Origin of the sequence: Bifidobacterium sp. wkB338 (assembly GCF_003688325.1) — a bacterium.
Lineage (GTDB): Bacteria > Actinomycetota > Actinomycetes > Actinomycetales > Bifidobacteriaceae > Bombiscardovia > Bombiscardovia polysaccharolytica.
Map to the genome: position 1 here is coordinate 217222 of NZ_NPOR01000011.1, position 17942 is coordinate 235163.

A 17942-nucleotide genomic window follows, 5' to 3' on the forward strand; every position below is an offset into this window, starting at 1 on the left:
AAAGAGCAATGACTGATAAAGCTGATTTGGCGAACGATGGTCGCCGTGGCATCAATGTAGCCGTTCTGGGCGCCACCGGCCAGGTAGGCATGGTCATGCGCCGCATGCTGGACGAACGGGACTTCCCTGTAGCTGACCTGCGCTTCATGGCCTCATCCCGGTCTGCCGGCGAACAGTTGCGCTGGCGTGACAGGACCATCACGGTTGAGGATGTGGAGCAGGCCGACCTGAGCGGAATCGATCTGGCCATCTTCTCCGCCGGCGGTTCGACCTCAGGAACTTGGGCCCCACGCTTCGCCGAGGCCGGAGCCTACGTGGTCGACAACTCCTCCCATTGGCGGATGGATCCCGAGGTTCCCCTGGTGGTGTCTGAGGTCAACCCCGAAGACCTGGATCTTATACCACGACGAATCGTAGCCAATCCCAATTGCACCACCATGGCCTGCATGCCCGTGCTGAGTCCCTTGGCCAAGACATACGGTCTGCGCCGCCTGATCGTCTCCTCCTACCAGGCTGTGTCGGGGGCTGGGCGTGCCGGCGTCCTCCAGCTGCGCGACGAGGCCAAAACAGCCGTGGAGCAGGGTGCTGATCGTTTGGTCTTCGACGGATCGGCCATTGAGTTTCCCCCGCCCACCAAGGTGGTGCGCACTATAGCCTTCAACGCCGTTCCTTTTATAGGCGACTTGGTCGATGACGGCAGCGGGGAGACCGACGAGGAGCAGAAGCTGCGCAATGAGAGTCGCAAGATTCTCCACCTGCCTGACCTGGCCGCCTCCTGCACCTGCGTGCGGGTAGGAGTCTTCACTGCCCACGGCATGAGTATCAATGCTGAGTTTGATCACGATGTCACTCCTGATCAGGCCCGCGACCTGCTGTCCAAGGCTCCCGGGGTAAGTCTGGCGGAAATACCCACTCCTCTTGACGCAGCCGGCAAGGACCCTAGCTTCGTGGGCCGCATCCGCCAGGACCAGGCCGTGGAAGGCAAGAGGGGATTGTCCATGTTCGTGGCCAATGACAACCTGCGCAAGGGAGCCGCCCTCAACGCCGTGCAGATCGCCGAGCTGATCGCCCGCAAGCACTTTGCCGACAGGATTTGAGATGATCGGTCCGCCTGTGGGGCACCGATTAGACTGGAGGCCATGACCAGATCTTCCCAAGAAGTGAAGCGGCAACTGGATCGGATCGTGGCCTTGGGCTATCCGGATGTGGCGGACATCAGCGCCGCCGCTTTCAGAGCCTTGGCCCAGCCTCTAATCTCCGCGCTGGAGTCCACTGAGCTGGGCGAGCAGATCCTGCTCATCCCTACCAGGGAGCTGGTTTCGCCTGAGTCGCTGATCGCGCGTACCAGCATCAATCGCATGGCTGGCTTTACCACTATGCCTCCGCGCGACATTGCCAGCTTCCTGCCACAGAACGGATTCGAGCCGCCCGAGGGGCCCTTTTACATCGTCCTGGACCCGCATACGGGCACCTGCTACACCAACCGCGAGCCGGACGTGGCCCGCAAGCTGATCGACTCCGATGACCGTCTCCCTCTGACCTTGGAAGAGGGGCTGGCCATCGCCACTCAGCATCCCGACTGGCTGGCGGTCAAGAACGGTTTCAACCTGCTGGGTTCCCACAGCGCCGATGGGCGCGTGCCCAGCATCTGGATGAGCCAGAACGCCCCCCGTCTAGGCTCCGTCTGGCCCAACTCGCGCCACACCTGGCTGGGCAACGCCTACTGCGAGGGCCGTCGCGGTGTCTCACTCTTCCAGTGAATCTCTTCAACTGAATCTTATGCAGCAAGCACTCTGTAAGTGCTTGCCTAGTCTGGAGTTTGCAGCTTGGGTAACCTTGCGAATTGCGCAAGACTTTGTGCCCTCGCCTTCCTCTGCGTCGTAATGCGGACCCGGACCGCATGTCCTGGCTCTCCTCCGGTAAAATAATGGCACCCCCGACACGGTTTCGGCCTGTCCGAACACCCATGGCCGGGTGATATTGCGGTTTCCGACGAACGAAAGAAGGAGGAGAGATGGATCAGGATCGTGCATCCGTGTTTGATCTTGCGGCCCAGGCCGCGGCGTCCAATGGAGGGAACAACGACCTGCTGCTGCCTCCCCCCAGGTTTGTGGGTTCGCCGCAGAAGCCCAGTGCCATGCCCTACAACAAGTATGTGGCCTATAACAAGCAGGTGCCTTTCGACTATCCGCAGCGCACGTGGCCGGGCAAGACCCTGAAGCGGGCGCCTCGTTGGTGTTCGGTGGATCTTCGCGACGGCAACCAGGCCCTGGTCGACCCTATGGATTCCGAGCGCAAGCTGAGATTCTGGAATCTGCTGATATCCATGGGATTCAAGGAGATTGAGGTGGGCTTCCCCTCGGCCTCCGAGACTGATTACGACTTCATCCGCCTCCTGATAGAGCGCGAGCTGATTCCCGACGATGTGACTATCGTGGTCCTGACCCAGGCTCGCGAACATCTGATCCGTCGCACCTACGAGGCCCTGCGTGGAGCCAAGAGGGCCGTGGTCCACTTCTATAACTCGGTCTCGGTTCTGCAGCGGGAGGTCGTCTTCCACAAGGACAAGGCCGGGATCAAGAAGCTGGCCACCGACGCAGCCGAGCTCTGCCGCTCCCTGGAGGCCGATGCCGGGGGCACTGATCTCTCCTATGAGTACTCGCCTGAGTCCTTCTCCGGTGCCGAGCCCGAGTATTCGCTGGAGGTCTGCAACGCGGTCATCGACGTGATCCGGCCTACGCCTGAGCATCCTATGATCATCAACCTGCCCAACACCGTGGAGATGACCACCCCCAACGTCTTCGCCGACGAGGTGGAGTACATATCCACCAATCTCAAGGACCGGGATGCGGTGGTGCTTTCCCTGCACCCCCACAACGACGAGGGTATGGCCGTGGCTGCCACCGAGCTCAGTCTGCTGGCCGGGGCTGACCGGGTGGAGGGCTGCCTGCTGGGCAATGGTGAGCGCACCGGCAACGTCGATATTTGCACGGTAGGGCTGAACCTGCTGGTCCAGGGGATCGATCCCCAGCTGGACTTCTCCGACATGCCCGGCATCCGTCGGACGGTGGAGTACTGCAACCAGATCGCCGTCTCCGAGCGGCACCCCTACGTCGGCAACTTCGTCTTTACGGCCTTCTCCGGCTCCCACCAGGATGCCATCAAGAAGGGTCTGGACGCCCGCCAGCAGGCGGCTCTGCGCGCCAACGCCAACCCTGACGACTTCCTTTGGCTGGTGCCCTATCTGCCCATCGATCCCAAGGATGTGGGTGGCAACTACGAGGCCATCATCCGGGTCAACTCCCAGTCTGGCAAGGGCGGCATGGCTTACCTGCTCAAGGCCAACCATCATCTGGACCTGCCCAAGCGTCTCCAGGTGGAGTTCGAACGGCTGGTCCAGAGCTATGCCGACAGGACCAAGCGCGAGGTCAAGGATGCCGACATCTGGCGGCTCTTCAAGGACGAGTACCTGCCCGTGGAGGCTGGCGGGAGCGTGGTCGGCGGAGAGTCCATGGCCGATCAGCGCGATGAGACCCTGCGCCAGTGGGGACGCTTCAAGCTGCTGAATGTTGCAGTCACCTCCGGCGAGGACGGATCCGACACCGTCCTGGATGCCACCCTGCTGGACCGGGGGCTTGCCCCGGGTGATCCTGAGGTGAGGCGGCGTGTTCAGGGACATGGGAATGGCCCAATCGCGGCCTTCTTGGATGCGCTCAAGTCCCTGGATCAGACCGTCTCGGTTCTGGACTACGCCGAGCATGCCATGACCGCCGGCACGGATGCTCTGGCGGCTTCCTACGTGGAATGCCAGGTGGGCGAACCGGCCAGGTCCCGCGTGATTTGGGGTGTGGGCATCGATTCGTCCATCTCCACCAGCTCCCTCAAGGCCATTATTTCGGCGCTCAACCGCTTCCAGCGCGGCTAGAAGTCATAGAGAGGCAGCAACTCTCGTCAGCCTCACGGCCCGATCCGAACGCAGCTGATTGGTTCGGATCGGGCCAGGTTGTCCACGCTGGTTTACTACTGGGATTGCTCTGACTCGGAGTTGCCCTCAGTGGTTCTGCTGTTGCTGCTCTCGGCCTCGCCTCCGTTGCCTGAACCCGAACCACTGCTGGCGCCTGACTCCTCCTGAGGAGTTGTCTGCTGTTGGGTGCGTCGCTGAGGCACATATTCATAGTTGTAGCTACGCCTGGGCGTATAGGAGTAGCTCCGCCTATATCCGGTGCCCCAGCTGCCATCCGGCCCGCCGATCTTGCCATGGTCTTCGGCCGCAGGGAAGCGCTCAACTGGGCTGTCGCCCAAGGCCGACTTCATGTACTGGGTGAACAGCGGGACCGGTAAAAACTCATTCTGATAGACCTCGGGCACCTTGAGTGCACTGCCGTCCTGTCCTTGGTTCCAGACAGCGAAGGTGGTCAGAACCGAGGGGGTGAATCCGATGAAGGAGATGGCTGTCTGGTCGTTGGCCGTGCCTGTCTTGCCGGCGATGGGCCTGCCCAGGGAACGCGCATAGGTGGCAGTGCCGTACTGAACTGTGGTGCTCATGGCTTTCTGCAGCAGGGCCACCTGGTCGGCGTTGAAGACCTGATCTGACTGGATCGCAGCCGTGTAGAGCTCCTGATCCTTGGCATCCTTGACCTGTGCCACCAGATGCAGCTTGGGCCGCTTGCCGCCATTGGCCAGCGTGGCATACCCCTGTGTCACGTCATAGACCGAGAGGGCATCCAGGCCCAGGGTGTCGAAGGTGGTCGTGTCGTCGATTTTGCCGGTGATGCCAGCAGTGTGGGCCACCTGAGCGATTTTTTGTGAGGTCACGTGTTCGCCCAGGTCCATGAAGACCGTGTTGACCGATCTGGCGAAGGCCGAATAGAGATTGATGTACCCGTAGCTGAAGTTTCCGTCGTTTGCGACGGACTTGCCCACGCTGGAGAAGGTGCGCGGTGAATTGCCATTGAAGACTGTGTTCAGGTTGACTCCATCCTGGATGGCGGCCAGGAGCGTGTAGGCCTTCATGGTCGAACCCACCTGGTAGGTCGCCTGATCCACGTTGTTGAGCGGGTGGGTCAGGTAGTCGTCACCGGCGTACAGGGAGATGATGGCCCCGGTCTTGGGATCGACCGAGAGCCCACCGGTCTGCAGGGTGGGTGGCTGACGCTTGTTGCCTGTGGAAGGGCTCGCCACCTGGAACATCAGATCCTGCTTGTCCTTTTGGATGGTGGTGATGATTCGGTAGCCGCCAGTATCCAGGTCGTCCGCGGTAAAGGGGGCCTTTTTGCCGGTGGACAGCTCATTGCGGACCATGCGCAGCAGGTAGCCGTTGGGCCCCTGATAGACGTTCTGCGGCGAGTACTTGATGGTCTGGGGCATCTGGGCGCCGACCCGGTCCTTGTGGCTGATGTAGTGGTCCTCCTCCATGATGCCCAGCACCCGGTGGAAGCGCGACTCGGCCTGCTTGGGGTTTATCGCCGGATCCCAGGAGGCCGGGGCGGGGATGATGCCGGCCAGCATGGCCGACTCGGGCATGGTCAGATCCTTGGCGTCCTTGCCGAAGTAGTTCTGCGCGGCGGCCTGGATCCCGTAGGCTCCACGGCCGAAGTATATGGTGTTCATATAGTTGCACAGGACTGTTTCCTTGCTCTCGGTCCTGGAGATCTTCAGGGAGAGGATGGCCTCGCGCAGCTTGCCCTTGTAGGTGGTGGTCTCACCCAGATAGTAGCGCTCGGCGTACTGCTGGGTGATGGTTGATCCGCCCTGCCGGGTGCCCTTGGTCACGTTGTTGAGCAGGGCCCGGCCGATGCCCTTGAGGTCGATGCCGTTATCCTTATAGAAAGAGCGGTTCTCTGAGGAGACGACCGCGTTTCCTACATACTTGGGCAGGACTGCGCAGTCGATGATCTCCCGGTTCTGGTCGGCGTAAGTGCCGATAGGGGTGGAGCCGTCAGCATAGTAGACCGTGGTCTTTTGTGCCAGGGCCTGCTTCTCCGGCGGGATGATCTCAGTAGTCAGGTATAGGTAGGCGAAAGCTGCTGCCCCGACGACAAGCACCAGTCCCAGCAGACCCAGGGTCCACTTGAGCAGACGATGCGACTTGCGGCGCCGCCTGCGACGAGGTCCGCCGCCCCGGGGATTGCGGTCGGCATGTCGCGAGGTGAGTCTGTCGGTGCGATTGCTGCCACCGCGTGACCCGGACCGGACCCTGCGGGTGGGCGAGGTCGAACTGACTGAACGAGTCTGATTGGCCATGCCAACCACGCTATCCGGCAGGGCTGAAAACTGTTCGACCTAAGGCTGAACGTTCATCATTTTCGTACGTTTGCGCCATCCTTGGAGGTCTGTACTGTCGGCGGGCGCGCATATGAGGCCCATTCCATCATGCTATCTACCGGGAGAAGGTATGCTTAGGTTGGAATAACTCAGTAAATCAGAGGAGTTTGTATGAGCATCCGTGTAGCTATAGCGGGCGTGGGCAACTGCGCTTCCTCGCTGGTACAGGGAGTCGAGTATTACAAGGACGCCAAGGATGATGACAAGATCCCTGGCATCATGCACGCCAATTTCGGCGGCTACCGCATTCGTGACGTGGAGTTCGTGACCGCCTTCGATGTGGATTCACTTAAGGTCGGCAAGGACCTGAGCGAGGCCATCTTCGCCTCGCAAAACAACACCTACAAGTTCTGCGATGTCCCCAACAAGGGCGTGGAAGTCCTGCGCGGGCCGACTGGTGACGGGCTGGGCGAGTACTACAAGAAGATGATCACCGAGTCGGATGCCGAGCCTGTGGATGTGGCCCAGGTCCTGCGCGACAAGAAGGTCGATGTGCTGGTCTCCTACCTGCCCGTCGGCTCTGAGCAGGCCGACAAGGCCTACGCCACCGCCGCCATCGAGGCCGGTTGCGCCTTCGTCAACTGCCTGCCCGTCTTCATTGCCTCCGACCCCGAGTGGGCTCAGAAGTTCCGCGATGCCGGGCTGCCCATCGTGGGTGACGACATCAAGAGCCAGGTGGGCGCCACCATTACCCACAGGGTCATGGCCCGCCTCTTCGAGGATCGCGGCGTGCGTCTGGACCGCACCTACCAGCTGAACGTGGGCGGCAACATGGACTTCATGAACATGCTGCAGCGCACTCGTCTGGAGTCCAAGAAGGTTTCCAAGACCCGTGCAGTCACCTCCATCGTTCCTCACGATATGGATCCCCACAACGTCCACATTGGTCCCTCCGACTATGTGGCCTGGCTGGATGACCGCAAGTTCGCCTTCGTGCGTCTGGAAGGCACCACCTTCGGTGATGTCCCGCTGAACCTGGAATACAAGCTGGAGGTCTGGGATTCGCCCAACTCGGCCGGTATTGTCATCGACGCCCTGCGTGCCGCCAAGATTGCCCTGGACCGCCACTTGGCCGGCCCGGTGCTGGCACCCAGCTCCTACTTCATGAAGTCCCCTGCTGTCCAGCATGAGGACAACGAGGCCCGCCAGCTGGTCGAGGATTATATCGCCGGCAAGGTGGAGGGTGACGAGAGCGCCCTGGATGCCGATGTCAAGGCCGCCAAGGACAACGGCAAGGATGTCTGGCACGCCTGAGTAGAACTCCGTCAGCTGTCGTCAGGCGCCTGATATGAGCATGTGGCCGGTCCCTCCTTCGGGGGATCGGCCACATGCTGTTTTATATGTATCTTTGCATCCTATATTTAGTTGTATTTAGTTGGCGGCTAGCGGGCACAGTGCCCAATCCGTCAATTGATGCTTTCTGCTGTCAGGCCATGGCCAGATCGAGCACGTTCACTGAGGCCGGATCCAGGCGGACCGTAATTTCACGTCCTTCAGGGATGTCCGAGACATCGACCTGGCGAGCCCTGACCTGGTCCGGGTCGGATCGGGTGTTGCAAGCATGCGGATCCTGTGCTGAAAGGCTCTGCATGCCTGCTGGGAGCACCGGCTCAGGCAGGGTCAGTGTCGCTTCGGCCGAGGAGACCATGTCGGCGTTGACCAGGTCCACCATGATGTGTCCGTCCTTGATCGAGGCAAAGACGTGCAGGGCAGGGTTGTCGGCCTCCGGCAGGCTCTGGATCGCCCGGGCCCCCTGGTGGCACCGGTACATCATGAAGACGTCGTAGTTGGGGGTCAGGATGGTGGCTTCGTCCTCGGTCAGGATCAGCGAGTTGAGGACATTCAGGGTCTGGGCATTGCAGGCCATGGAGACCTTGTCGCACCTTGACTGAAGGATATCCAGCGTCAGGGCCGAGGTGACCGCGTCGCGCATGGTCACCTGCTGCCGGAGCGCCGGACGAACCGTGAAGGCATCGCCATGCCAGTTGCCCCATTCGCCCATGACCAGATCGACCTTTGTCAGTCTGGAATCCATGGTGCTCTCAGGGTAGGGCATAGTGGCCAGGCAGGCCTGCATCAGGTTCCACTGCTGGTCGATGACTTCCCCGAGCTCAAGGGCGCCTTGGATCACCCGATTCCAGCCGTCCTGATCAAAGTGGGTGGAGGTGTCGCCGGGGTGGTCGATGTTCCAGTTGTAGAAGTGCAGGTCGTAGGCGGCGATGGGCGGTTGGCGGTACTGGGCCAGGGCCTGGAAGAAGTCCCTGGTCCAACGCACCCGTTCCATGGGCTTGTTGCCGTCGGGGCCGCAGGCGATGGGCTGGATCATCGGGGGCTGATCCCCGTTTTCTGCGAAAGTGGGCATGGCTGAGGCGAACATCCGATAGCGGTCCGCGTACATGGACGGGGTCATCGTCCCCCCGCCGGCCCAGGGCTCGTTCCCCAGCCCCCAGAACTTCACGCCGTAGGGGGAGGGGTGGCCGTTGGCGGCACGCATGGCTGACATGGCCGTGCCCGATGGGCGGTTGCAGTACTCCATCCAGTCGCGCATCTCGGCTACGGATCCGCTCAGCATATTCACGTTGATCCAGGGTTCGGCGCCAACGGCCTGGCACAGACGGAGGAATTCGTCGGTGCCGAAGCCATGTCCGTCAGGTTGGTAGGTGCCGAAGTTCTCGTTATATCCCACTGGACGCTGATTGCGTGGCCCGACACCCTGACACCAGTGGTAGGTGTCGGCGTAGCAGCCTCCGGGCCAACGCAGCAGTGGAGGTTTGAGGGCCTTGAGGGCCTTGAGGGCATCAGTGCGGATGCCGTCGGTGTTGGGGATGGGGGAATCCGTGCCCACCCATAGTCCCTGATCGATGCACTCTCCCAGGAATTCGATGAACTGGCCGTGCAGGTAAGGGCTGATGGTGCCGATAGTCAGGCGTGGGTCGATGTGGATGCTCACTGTTTGGACTCCTTACTTAATGGTGCGGATGCGGCTGATGAAGATGCAGGCCAGCAGCACCAGAATGATGGCGGTGGGGAAGACCAGCTGGTAGGACTTGGTCACTGAGACGATCAGTGAGGTCACCATGGGTCCCACCATCTGGCCCAGGGTGGTAGCGATGTTGAGAATGCCCAGATCCTTGCCCGCCTCCTCGGCATTGGGCAGAACGTCCACATTGAGCGCTTGGTCGACCGACCCGTACATTCCGTAGCCGAAGCCGCCGATGGCGGTGAACAGTATCATGCCCAGGGGGCTGTGGATGATCCAGGGCATGGCGTAGCCCAGGGCCAGAAGCAGGCTGGCGATGACCACGGGCATCTTCCTGCGGCCGATCTTGTCGGAGATCGGGCCAGCACCCAGGGCCGCGACCATGGAGACCACGATCAGAACCAGGGACATGGTCGACATGGTGGCCGCCGAGTCCTTGACGGACTGGCCCATGTAGTCCTGAAGGATGAAGAGTTGGTAGTTGAGGATCATATAGTAGCTGAACAGGAGCAGGGAACGTCCTACGAAGGCCATCCAGAAGTCGGGCGCGTGACGAGGCGGGCGGAAGGATTCCAGGATGGAGCGCAGGCTGCTGCTCAAAGCGGGCATGTCCTTTGAAGAGGGCTCCTTGGGCCAGATGATCACTGTGACCAGGCCGGCCACGCCCATGACTATGCCGGACATGATCCAGCCTGGAATCTGCATGGTGATGAAGCGGGCGCCGACTAGGGTGCCCAAGGAGTTGCCGACCAGATTGCCCGCCGAGATGAATGCCGACATGGTGGCTCGCTGTGATTCGGGAACACGGTCGGACAGGGAGGCGACCACTGGGGAGATCATCATGTTCAGGCCGACCATGGCCAGGCAGTAGAAGATGCCGATGGCCCAGACGTTGGCAATGACGCCCATGAGGAAGAGCGAGACGCCGGCTATAAGGCCGCCGGAAACGACCCAGGGGGTTCTGCGGCCGAAGATGGACCGGGTCCTGTCGGACAGGTTGCCCACAATCAGGTTGGATACCAGTGAGGTCAGAGCCGTGGTGGCGTTGAAGACCCCGGATATGGCAACCTTGGACCCGGGAGCGATGTCGGTCAGGCGTTGGGGCAACAAGACCGAGGCGACGATGGACAGGGCCATCATCCAGAACAGATTGAAAACGAAGAAGGCAATGCAGTATCGGCTTTTAGCAGCGGTGCCGAGCTCCTGTCTGCCTGCTGAATCGGCTTGTGTCATTATCCGACTCCCTCTCTTTCGGTGCGTCTGTGCACAGTGGGGAAGCGCCGTGCTTCCCGTATTGTTTTATATCTTAAAAATATAAAATAAGCAAGAGAGCAAGTCCTTGCTGGCGGTTCCCATCTTGGCAACGGGCTGTAGAGAGGGGCAATATAGAGCCGTTGGTGGTCTGACGGCCAACGGTATGATGATCCTGATGAGCGATGCGAACAGGAAAACCAGGAACAAGGCTGGCGGAGAGCAGATTATTGGACGCTTTTCACGGCGGCCAATCGGTGTACGCAGGCGGATGACCCCCGACGAGCGTCGCAAGCAGATAGCCCAGGTCGCCGCCCAGATGATCGCCTATTACGGTACCTATGGCGTCTCCATGCAGGCCATCGCGGATGCCGTTGGCCTGACCCTGCCAGGGTTACGTCATTATGCCCGCACGCGTGAGGAGCTCCTCTCCTTGGTCATCCAGGTCTACTACGACCAGGGTTCTTTCACTTTTGGATCCAAGCCCGGCGAGCGTGATGAGCTGGCCATTGGTCTAGACCAGGAGGGGCATTCCCTCTATTCGCTGCCGGGTTATCTGCGTCGCCTGGTCGAGGAGAATGCCGAGCGCATGGTCCTGGTCATGCTCTTCATGCATTTGGCTGTGGAGGCTCACGATCCAGCTCATCCTGCGCATGAATACTACAGCGATCGCCATGCCCGGATGATCGACTTCATGGACGGGATCCGCTGGAAGCTGCCTGAGCCCTATCGGGATCGGTCGTCCTTCCATCGGCTGATCAGAACCGTCTATTGCACCATGGACGGTGTGCAGATCCAGGCGCTGACCAATCCCGACGACGACATGATCGCCCTGTGGGCAAAGGCGGAGCCCATCCTCTTCCCATCACCCCAGTGGGATGATTACCGTTAGAAGGCGAACGGGGGTTCAACTCAGGTTTCAGTCCTTGGCGTGGCCTACCAGGGGAGCGATCCGCTTGTCCCAGGCGTCCAGGGCTGAATTGATGACCTGGTGCATGTCGTAGTAAGCGTAGGTGCCCAGGCGGCCGCCGAAGACCACTTTCGGCTGCTGGGCGGCCAGTTGTTTGTACTGGGTATAGAGGGCCCGGTCGTCGCTGGTGTTGATGGGGTAGTAGGGTTCGTCGCCTTTGCCGGCGAATCTGCTGTACTCCTCCCAGACCACGGTGCGCTCATGGTTCTGCCGGTCGTAGCGTTCGGGGTTGAAGTTCTTGAACTCGATGGCACGGGTGTAGGGCACGTCAGGATCGGAGAAGTTCATGACCGGGCAGCCGAAGTGGTCGTCTTCGTCGTAGCGGCGCTCCTTGAAGTCCACGGTCCGCCACTTGAGCTCGCCCAGACGGTAGTCGAAGTAGCGGTCGACCGGTCCGGTGTAGACCACGGGGACCTGGCCCACCAAAGCATCCCGGTTCCAGGGCTGGGAGTTGTCGAAGAAGTCGGTCTTCAGGCTCACCTGGATGCGCGGGTCGTCTATCATCCTCTCGAACCAGGCCGTGTAACCGTCCTTGGGCAGGCCCTCCCAGGTGTCCTTGAAGTAGTGGTTGTCGTAATTGAATCGCACCGGGAGCCGTTTGATGATCGAAGCCGGCAACTGAGAGGGGTCGGTCTGCCACTGCTTGGCCGTGTAGTTCTTGATGAAGGCCTCATACAGAGGCCGGCCAATCAGGGAGATGCCTTGGTCATTCAGGTTGCCCGGGTCGGTCCCGGCCAGTTCGCCAGCCTGTTCGCGGATCAGTTCACGGGCCTGCTGGGGCGTGTAGTGGGCGTGGAAGAACTGGTTGATGGTGCCCAGGTTGATGGGCAGGGGGTAGACCTCGCCCTTGTGGGTGGTGTAGACCCGGTGGGTGTAGTCGGTGAATTCGGTGAAGCGATTGACGTACTCCCAGACCTTGCGATTGGAGGTGTGGAAGAGGTGGGCCCCATACTTGTGGATCTCGGCCCCGGTCTCCTCGTCCATATAGGAGTAGGCATTGCCCCCGATGTGGTCGCGCACGTCGATGATTCGCACCCGTGCCCCGCTGTGCTCGACCGCCTGCTGGGCCACGGTCAGACCGAACAGGCCAGCGCCCACAATCACCAAATCAGCATCCATGTCAGCCATTCGTCTTCAGCCATCCATCCCTTGTCGCTGTGATGCCGGGCTGGCTACTGTCTACTGCCAGGGTCCGGCACGATCCGTGATCAACCGCTGGAGTACGGCGATCCTGTTGCCTACATGCTAGCGGACAGGTCTGGTCAGGGAAGCGGCGGGCAGCAATATCGACTGAATACGCACCTGGTGTCGATGGGTCGGCGCTTGTCAGTGGACAAGTGGAGCCTGTCTGCTATCATGGTGACTTGCTCTCACGTGGCGTTATGTCACCCAATCCCCCCAGGGCAGGAATGCAGCAAGGGTAAGTGGCCTCTGGCGGGTGCGTGGGAGTTTTTCATATTCGCCCTGACTGAACCGGTTGGAGTCGTGAAGGGAGCGCGCTCGTCGGACGGGGTGTCGGGTGTCGACCCAGGGGTTGGATAGAGTCTAGAGGTATGACCAACAAGCGCAAGCAGGGCGAAGTACGGCAAGCCTGGTACCGGGACCCGAATGAGCAGACCGAAGCGGCCAGCAGTCATGTTGACCGGGATCCCTTGATGTCTCGCCCCCGGATCTCAGCCTTGGTTTTGTGCCTGGTCGCAGGCCTGGCCTGCCTGGGTCTGGCGGCTTTGGTCTGGTGGGCGGCCGTCTGGACTGTTCCCGGGCAGACCTATGACGACATGGCCCTGACCAACTTCCGTGGCTTCCTTGACCAGGCACCACTTGTCAAGGCTTATCTGGGACTGTTCACCATTCCTTTTGTGACTGTGGCGATCTGCGTAGTGCTGGGCCTTGTCGCCCTAGTGGTGGTTCTAGTGCGACGCCGGTGGTGGCTGCTTGGCCAGGTTGCTGTTTATGCATTGGTGGTCTACGGGGCGGCGCGCATTCTCAAACGTTACCTGCCTCGCCCTGTGCTGATCCACGTTCAGGCTTCCGCTGCCAATTCAGCCCCCTCGGGACACACCATCCTCGCTCTGGCGGTGGTCCTGGCCCTGCTCTGCGTGGTGCCCCGGGTTTGGAGGGCCTTTGTTGCCTTGGTGGGATTCGCCTTTGACCTGTCCGTGGGCTGCTCGCTGGTGCAGGGTGGGTGGCATCGCCCTTCAGACGTGGTCATGGGCATTCTCATTCCTACCGGTCTCTGTCTTATTGCACTGGCCGCCACTCGGGGGACCGGGATGGATGTTCCTGGGACCAGGATGTCCTCGGCTTCGATTCAGATTGTCTCCACCCTGATGCTGGTAGCTGGGTTCCTAGGGATTATTTACGCCTGCTATGTCATCTGGCAGGTCAGCCCTGGTCTGGAGATCGGTGCCCGGTGGACGGCCTATGGGGTTCACTGCTCAGCGGTCATACTGATGGCCTCGGTTCTGTCTCTGACCCTGGGTCTGGTCCTGGCAATGAGGCAGATTACGGCCTCGCCTCTGACCAGGATGGGCCTTGTCGGTCGGCCCCCGGCTCCGCCTAAAAATGACTGAGGTCGAACTCTGGGCGTACTGAACGTCTCTGATTCATCCACCATCAGTCCTAGGGTTTCACGCCCGTGCACATGACCCCTTGATTTGCATGGTTACGGAACCCCGTGAGTAAGATGGCGTGCGAAAGACAACAATATAAGGAGAGGCCATGGCATCCGGCAATAAGCTCGTCATTGTTGAGTCGCCAACCAAGGCAAAGAAGATCGGCGGGTACCTGGGCAAGGGCTACACGGTCATGGCCTCGGTGGGCCATATCCGCGACCTGGCCCAGCCATCGCAGATCCCGGCCTCCCAGAAGAAGGCCTACGGCAAGTTCGGCGTAGACGTGAATGATGGCTTCAAGCCCTACTACATCGTGGACGATAAAAAGAAACACACGGTCTCCGAGCTCAAGAAGGCGCTGAAGAACGCCGACGAGCTTTATCTGGCCACTGATGAGGATCGGGAGGGGGAGGCCATCGCCTGGCATCTGGTCCAGACCCTTAAACCCAAGGTTCCGGTAAAGCGCATGGTCTTTCACGAGATCACCCCAGAGGCCATCAAGAATTCGCTCAAGCACACCAGGGACGTGGATGCCCACATGGTCGATGCCCAGGAGACCCGCAGGGTGCTGGATCGCCTCTATGGCTACGAGCTTTCACCGGTGCTCTGGCGCAAGGTGGGTCCGGGACTGAGCGCAGGGCGTGTCCAGTCTGTGGCGACTCGGCTGATTGTGGAGCGCGAGCGTGAGCGCATGGCCTTCGTCAAGGCCTCCTACTGGGATCTGCTGGCGCGTCTGGTGCAGGAGGATGCCGGGCAATCGGCGTCGTCGAGTGGTTTTCAGGCGCGGATGATCAGCCTAGGAGAGCAGAGGCTGGCGGTTTCCAAGGACTTCACCTCCAAGGGTCAGCTGACGGAAGCGGCTGCCAAGGAGCAGGTCCTGCAGCTGGATGAGCAGCATGCCCGAAACCTGGCTGAGACGCTGAAGGATCAGGACTTCGCAGTGACGGGTATGGAGACCAAGCCTTACCGTCGGCGTCCTCAGCCCCCCTTCACCACGTCTACCCTGCAGCAGACGGCTGGTAACCGGCTGGGCATGAGTTCCCGGGCCACCATGCGGGCTGCCCAGGGGCTCTATGAGAACGGGTTTATCACCTACATGCGTACCGATTCGGTCACTCTCTCCCAGGAGGCCATCGCTGCTGCCCGCAAGGGGGTCGAGCGTGAGTATGGGGCCGAATACCTTTCGGCCGAGTCCAAACAGTATGTGACCAAGACTGCTGGCGCCCAGGAGGCCCACGAGTGCATCCGGCCCGCCGGTTCCACCTTCCACAGGCCTCAGGATCTTGCCGACCGTCTGGCCCCTGACCAGCTCAAGCTCTACACCCTGATCTGGCGGCGCACCCTGGCTTCGCAGATGGCCGACGCCACCGGGTCCACAGCCACTATCCACCTGTCGGCGCAGGCTGGCAAGGAGGGTACGGCCCTCTTCCAGGCTTCAGGCACCGTCATCAAGTTCCCTGGGTTCCTCAAGGCCATGGGTGGCGCAGGCTCCGAGCAGAACGATGAGGATTCTTCCCTGCCTCCGGTCCAGCAGGGTGACGTGCTTCGTGCTGCCTCTGTCGATCCCGAGGGCCATGAGACCCAGCCACCTGCACGTTACACTGAGGCCTCTCTGGTCAAGACTCTGGAGGCCAAGGAGATTGGCAGGCCTTCCACCTATGCCAGCATCATTTCGACCATCATCGACCGCGGATACGTCTACGAGCGCGGCCGTGCACTGATTCCCTCCTGGTTGGCCTTTTCGGTAGTTAGATTGTTGGAGACCAATTTCCCCAAGTACGTGGATTACCAGTTCACGGCGCAGATGGAGAATGGCCTGGATATGATCGCCCACGGCAAGGAGCGAGGCAAGGACTGGCTGACACGGTTCTACTTCGGTTCGGGCCCGGGCGCTGCCCAGAACGCTGACCAGGCCCATCAGGGCCTACAGGAGCAGGTGGCTCAGCTGGGAGACATCGACGCCCGCAAGATCAACACCATCGAGATCGGTGATGGCCTGCAGGTGAGGGTCGGCCGTTACGGTCCCTATCTTGAGGATACGGCCGACCTGGATGCCGACGGAAACCCCAAGCGGGCCTCGTTGCCGCCCACCATGGCTCCGGACGAGCTGACAGTGGCGGCGGGTCATGAGCTGATCGTCGCAAATGCCGGCGGTCCCCGTCAGCTGGGCAAGGATCCGCAGACCGGCGGTCGGGTCGAGGTGCGCAAGGGTAGATTCGGTCCCTATGTGGCCCTGATCAGCCCTGAAGAGGAAGCGGCAGAGCAGAAAAAGTCGACCCGCAAAACTGCACGGACAACCAAGCAGACTGGTCCTAAGCCCAAGATGGCTTCGCTATTCAAGACCATGGATCCAGACACGGTCACCCTGGAGGATGCTCTGAAGCTGCTCAGCCTGCCTAGGACGGTGGGCAGCATCGAACTGACCGATGCCAAGACGGGAGAAACCAGCCAAGCCACCGTCACGGCCAGCAACGGCCGTTATGGCCCCTATCTGACGGCCACTAAGGCCGACGGCGGCACCGAGACGCGTTCGCTGACCGACGAGGGGCAGATTTTCACTATTGACCAGGCCGGGGCCAAGGCCCTCTTCGACCAGCCTAAGTACGGACGGCGTTCCCGGAGCGCTGCCAAGCCTCCTCTCCGTGAGCTGGGCACGGACCCTGACAGCGGCAAACCCGTCACCATCAAGGATGGGTTCTACGGTGTCTACATTACCGACGGGCAGACCAACAGAACCCTGCCCAAGCAGTACACGGCCCAGTCCATCGAGCCGGAGGTGGCCTTCCGCCTGCTGGCAGAGAAGCGCGCGGCCGGACCCGCCAAGAGGCGTGGCAGGACCACCCGCAAGTCGACTGCACGAAAGTCGGCGTCCAGCAAAACTACGGCTGGCAAGTCGGCTACCCGCGCTCGCAAAACCACAAAGAAGACAAAAACTTCCAAGACTTCCAAGACTACGGAGCATCAGGCATGAGCGATGGTTTGTTCATTTCCTTCGAGGGCGTGGATGGTGCAGGCAAAACCACCCAGGTCCAACAAGCACACAACTATCTGCAGGAGCGTGGCTTGCGATCTCTGGTCACCCGCGAGCCAGGCGGCACCCCCGTCGGGTTGACCATACGGGAACTCGTTCTGCATGGATTGGCCGCTTTCCCCTCGGTTGCCGTGACCGGAGGTACCGATGTGGTTGACGCCTCCGACGATCTTGCCCCCAGGACCGAGGCCCTGCTCTATGCGGCGGACCGGGCTGAGCATGTAGCCCAGGTGGTGCGTCCGGCTCTGGAACGCGGAGACATTGTGCTCTGCGACCGTTACTTGGATTCCTCATTGGCTTATCAGGCCGGAGGCCGTGATCTGTCAGTGGATGTGATTCGTCGACTGAGTCTGTGGGCCAGTCAGGACCTTCTGCCCAAGCGCACCTACCTGCTGGACGCGGATCCGTCACAGTCCAAGTCGCGTCTGGATCATGAGCCCGATCGGCTGGAATCGGCTGGCGACGACTTTCAGCAGCATGTGCGTCAGGCATTCCTGCAACTGGCGCAGAGGGAACCCGATCGGTTCCTGGTTATCGACGCCACCCAGTCCATCGAGCAGGTCTGGCAGATCATTCAAGACGATTTGGACAAGTTAGTCGAAGGGCGCATGCCAGATCTGCCGCAGGTCGACGATGATCTTCCGGATGTCGATGATGAGAATGATGACACTGGTGCTCAGGACGATGCCGACAAGGATGAATCGGCTGCAGGATATGAGGACGATGAGCAGGCTACCGAGACGGATTGGACTGAGTCTGCGGATACGTCTG

At 60.8% G+C, this 17942-nt stretch carries 11 protein-coding genes, 1 other RNA gene and 1 pseudogene; 9 read left to right on the forward strand and 4 right to left on the reverse strand.

Annotation, left to right across the window (positions count from 1 at the left end; translation table 11 throughout):
• Window positions 1-8 precede the first annotated feature (8 nt).
• From CI603_RS02395 to leuA, 3 genes are all read left to right on the forward strand, one after another.
• Window positions 9-1097 carry an aspartate-semialdehyde dehydrogenase gene (locus CI603_RS02395; RefSeq protein WP_121912896.1) on the forward strand — a complete coding sequence of 363 codons (1089 nt, stop codon included), beginning with the start codon at window positions 9-11 and terminating at the stop codon, window positions 1095-1097.
• Between the two features lie 42 nt (window positions 1098-1139).
• A complete protein-coding gene (locus tag CI603_RS02400; protein WP_121912897.1) occupies window positions 1140-1760 on the forward strand; it encodes a DUF5701 family protein in 621 nt (206 codons plus the stop codon).
• A 254-nt stretch (window positions 1761-2014) separates the two neighbouring features.
• The gene (gene leuA, locus CI603_RS02405; protein WP_046323453.1) at window positions 2015-3925 is read left to right on the forward strand and encodes a 2-isopropylmalate synthase; all 1911 of its coding nucleotides are present in this window, start codon (window positions 2015-2017) and stop codon (window positions 3923-3925) included.
• Between the two features lie 95 nt (window positions 3926-4020).
• Here leuA and CI603_RS02410 read toward each other — a convergent pair whose 3' ends face one another.
• Entirely contained in the window at window positions 4021-6243 is a 2223-nt protein-coding gene (locus CI603_RS02410; protein WP_110425881.1) for a transglycosylase domain-containing protein, read from the reverse strand.
• Window positions 6244-6435: 192 nt separating this feature from the next.
• On the opposite strand from CI603_RS02410, the gene CI603_RS02415 reads away from it, so the two are divergent.
• Complete coding sequence (locus CI603_RS02415) at window positions 6436-7578, forward strand: inositol-3-phosphate synthase (RefSeq protein WP_121912898.1); 1143 nt, start codon at window positions 6436-6438, stop codon at window positions 7576-7578.
• A gap of 172 nt (window positions 7579-7750) precedes the next feature.
• Here CI603_RS02415 and CI603_RS02420 read toward each other — a convergent pair whose 3' ends face one another.
• Together CI603_RS02420 and CI603_RS02425 are read right to left on the reverse strand one after the other, a co-directional pair.
• Window positions 7751-9274, reverse strand: a complete 1524-nt coding sequence (locus tag CI603_RS02420) for an alpha-N-arabinofuranosidase (RefSeq protein WP_121912899.1) — start codon at window positions 9272-9274, stop codon at window positions 7751-7753.
• A 12-nt stretch (window positions 9275-9286) separates the two neighbouring features.
• Entirely contained in the window at window positions 9287-10537 is a 1251-nt protein-coding gene (locus CI603_RS02425; protein ID WP_121912900.1) for an MFS transporter, read from the reverse strand.
• A gap of 196 nt (window positions 10538-10733) precedes the next feature.
• Here CI603_RS02425 and CI603_RS02430 point away from each other — a divergent pair, with 196 nt between their 5' ends.
• Window positions 10734-11447: a TetR/AcrR family transcriptional regulator gene (locus CI603_RS02430; protein WP_183122209.1), complete on the forward strand. Its 714-nt coding sequence runs from the start codon at window positions 10734-10736 to the stop codon at window positions 11445-11447.
• A gap of 27 nt (window positions 11448-11474) precedes the next feature.
• Here CI603_RS02430 and glf read toward each other — a convergent pair whose 3' ends face one another.
• The gene (gene glf / locus CI603_RS02435) at window positions 11475-12653 is read right to left on the reverse strand and encodes a UDP-galactopyranose mutase (RefSeq protein ID WP_121912902.1); all 1179 of its coding nucleotides are present in this window, start codon (window positions 12651-12653) and stop codon (window positions 11475-11477) included.
• Window positions 12654-12889: 236 nt separating this feature from the next.
• On the opposite strand from glf, the gene ffs reads away from it, so the two are divergent.
• From ffs to tmk, 4 genes and pseudogenes are all read left to right on the forward strand, one after another.
• An RNA gene (gene ffs / locus CI603_RS02440) (signal recognition particle sRNA small type) lies at window positions 12890-12980 on the forward strand.
• Window positions 12981-13078: 98 nt separating this feature from the next.
• Window positions 13079-14098 (forward strand): phosphatase PAP2 family protein, encoded by a 1020-nt coding sequence (locus CI603_RS02445; protein ID WP_121912903.1) that lies wholly within the window; start codon window positions 13079-13081, stop codon window positions 14096-14098.
• A gap of 148 nt (window positions 14099-14246) precedes the next feature.
• Window positions 14247-17111, forward strand: coding sequence for a type I DNA topoisomerase (gene topA / locus CI603_RS02450; RefSeq protein WP_121912904.1), 2865 nt, complete (start codon window positions 14247-14249; stop codon window positions 17109-17111).
• Window positions 17108-17761, forward strand: a pseudogene (gene tmk, locus CI603_RS02455) (dTMP kinase); the annotation flags it as partial. The gene topA and the pseudogene tmk, both read left to right, overlap by 4 nt.
• Between the last annotated feature and the right edge of the window lie 181 nt (window positions 17762-17942).